The 3,146-nt window shown below is 67.0% G+C and carries 2 protein-coding genes; both read left to right on the forward strand.

Translation table 11 applies throughout. The features are described from left to right. The first annotated feature begins 223 nt into the window (after nt 1-223). Entirely contained in the window at nt 224-1,426 is a 1,203-nt protein-coding gene (locus JNL41_RS05855; RefSeq protein ID WP_293473340.1) for an acyl-CoA dehydrogenase family protein, read from the forward strand. Nucleotides 1,427-1,582: 156 nt separating this feature from the next. Continuing rightward, on the forward strand, nt 1,583-2,791 hold the full coding sequence (locus JNL41_RS05860; RefSeq protein ID WP_293473341.1) for an acyl-CoA dehydrogenase family protein: 1,209 nt from the start codon (nt 1,583-1,585) through the stop codon (nt 2,789-2,791). Nucleotides 2,792-3,146 lie beyond the last annotated feature (355 nt).

Consider the following 3,146-nt stretch of genomic DNA (forward strand, 5'->3'; position numbering starts at 1 on the left):
GGGCTGGGAGGGCGACGACTTCGCCCGCGACGAGCTGGAGGCGGTGCGCGGCTGGCTGTCGGGCAAGGCCTGGACGATCTTCGGCGGCAGCCAGGAGGTGCAGTCGAACATCGTCAGCAAGCGCATCCTGGGGCTGCCGGATACGACGCAGTCGAGCTGAACACCTACGTCATCCCGCGGCTTGTTCGCGGGATGCCGATCAAGAGGAAGGGGAGGGTGAGCGATGGCGGATTTCGGCGGGCCTGACCTGGCAGGGTTTCGCACCGAGGTGCGGGACTGGCTTTCCGCGAACTTCCCTTCCGCGCTGGCGGGCAAGGGCGCGCCGGAGGGGCGCGAGCTGACGCCCGACCAGGACGCCTGGCGCAGGGCCATGGGCGACCGGGGCTGGGGCGTGCCGACGTGGCCGAAGGCCTACGGCGGCGGCGGGCTCTCCAAGGCCGAGGCGCGCGTCGTCTCCGAGGAGATGGCGGCGATCGGGGCCTACAACCCGATCGGCGGCATGGGCGTGATGATGTTCGGCCCGACGCTGCTGGAATACGGGACGGAAGAGCAGAAGCAGCGGCACATTCCGCCGATCGTGCGCGGCGAGCTGCGCTGGTGCCAGGGTTTCTCGGAGCCGGGCGCCGGCAGTGACCTCGCGGGCCTGCAAACTAGAGCGGAAGACAAGGGTGAATACTGGCTGGTCAATGGCCAGAAGACCTGGACAAGCGGAGCGCATACGGCCGACTGGTGCTTCTGTCTCGTCAGAACAGATACCACGAAAAAGCACGAAGGCATAAGTTTCGTGCTGATCGACATGGCTGGCGGCGGGGTCGAGCCGCGTCCTATACTTCTGATCAACGGGACGACACCCTTCTGCGAGACCTTCTTTACCGACGTGAAGGTCCCGAAGGCGAACCTGGTGGGCCCGTTGAACGGCGGCTGGACCATCGCCAAGCGGCTGTTGCAGCACGAGCGGCAGGGGATCTCGGGCGCGAACCAGATGGGGGCGCCGGGCGTCACCCCGGGCGCGCCCATCGAGCAGAAGGCGATCGCCTACGTCGGCCTCGACGACAGCGGGCGGCTGGCCGACCCGGACCTGAGGAGCCGCATCACCGATCACCTGATGGAGGAGCATGCGTTCCGGCTCACCGGGCGGCGCGCGGCCGAGGAGGCGCGGTCGAACTCGGGGCCGAGCGCGGCCAGTTCGGTGCTGAAGAACGTCGGCTCCAAGGTGCGGCAGGACAAGGCCGAGCTGACCGTCGAACTCCTGGGCGCCCAGGGGCTGGGCTGGGAGGGCGACGCGTTCGGCGCCGACGAACTGGGCGCGACCCGCGCCTGGCTGCGCGGCAAGAGCGGCACCATCGCCGGCGGCTCGTGGGAGGTGCAGCTCAACATCGTCTCCAAGCGGATTCTCGGACTGCCGGAGGCGACGCAGAAGGGCTAAGCTCGCCCCCTTAGGTCTCGTCATGGCCGGGCTTGTCCCGGCCATCCAGAGGCGCCGGCGTCGGGAGATTTGCCTGGCAGGCCGGTGCGTCTGGATCCCCGGGACAAGCCCGGGGATGACGTTCAAAATATTGAATACAAAAGGATCATTCGAGAGATGGCTGATTTTGGTGGTGCGGACCTGGACGCCTTCCGCAAGGAGGTCCGCGAGTGGGTCGAGGCGAATTTCCCCGCCTCGCTGAAGGGCAAGCCCAACCCGATGGCCGGCGAAGGCCGCGCGGACGCACCGTCCGCCGACCACGAGGCCTGGCGCAAGGCCGTGGGGTCGAAGGGCTGGGGCACGCCGACGTGGCCGAAGGCCTACGGCGGCGGCGGGCTTTCGGGCGCCGAGGCGCGCATCGTGCAGGGCGAGTTCGCCCGGGCCGGCGCCTACAACCCGATCGGCGGCATGGGCGTGATGATGTTCGGCCCGACGCTGCTGGAATACGGCACCGAGGCACAGAAGAACGAGCATATCCCGCCGATCTGCCGTGGCGATCTTCAGTGGTGCCAAGGTTTCAGCGAGCCGGGCGCGGGGTCTGATCTTGCCGCTCTATCCACGAAAGCTGAAGACAAGGGCGATCATTTCATCATCAATGGGTCGAAAATCTGGACAAGCGGAGCTCAATACGCTGACTGGATCTTCTGCCTCGTGCGGACCGACACGTCGAAGAAGCACGAGGGCATCTCGTTCGTGCTGTTCCCGATGCACCAGCCGGGCGTCGAGGTGCGGCCGATCGTGCTGATCAACGGCCAGTCGCCGTTCGCCGAGACGTTCTTCACCGACGCGCGGGCCGAGAAAAAGGACCTGGTCGGGCCGCTGAACGGCGGCTGGACCATCGCCAAGCGCCTGCTGCAGCACGAGCGCAGCGGCATCTCGGGCATGGGCGGCGGCGGGGGTATGATGGGCCCGTCGCTCAGCGACCTCGCCAAGAAGTACGTGGGCGTCGACGCGGACGGGAAGATCGACGACCAGGACCTGCGCAACCGGATCATCCGCAACAGCATGGAGACCAAGGTCTTCCAGCAGACGGCGTTCCGCGCGATGGCCGAGAGCAAGGGCAATTCCGGCCCCTCGGCCGCCACCTCGATCATGAAGAACGCCGGCACCTGGCTCGCCCAGGAGCGCCATGAGCTGACGCTGGAGATCATGGGCCACCAGGGCCTGGGCTGGGAGGGCGACGACTTCGAGAAGGGCGAGCTCGGGATCGTCCGCGCCTGGCTCTACGGCAAGGCCTTCACGATCTTCGGCGGCAGCCAGGAGGTGCAGTCGAACATCGTTTCGAAGCGCATCCTGGGCTTGCCTGACCTTACGCAAAACAAGTGAGATGACCCCGACGACCTGATCCCTCTTCAGCCGTCATGGCCGGGCCTGTCCCGGCCATCCAGAAGCGCCGCCGTCGGAGAATTGACTGCGAGGCCGGCGCGTCTGGATCCCCGGGACAAGCCCGGGGATGACGTTCAGAGAGGGGGAGGGTGAATTTGAGAGACCAGCGGGCGCGGAGCCGCCTCGCACATCGAGATTGAGAGGAAGAACCGAAATGGCCGTACTGACCGAAGAACAGAGCATGCTGCGGGACGCCGCGAAGAGCTGGGTGCAGGAGAAGTCCCCGGTGACCGCGTTCCGGAAGATGCGCGATAGCGGGGCCGAGCTGGGCTACGACGTCGCCGCCTGGAACGAG

This window comes from Phenylobacterium sp., assembly GCF_016793285.1.
GTDB lineage: Bacteria > Pseudomonadota > Alphaproteobacteria > Caulobacterales > Caulobacteraceae > Phenylobacterium.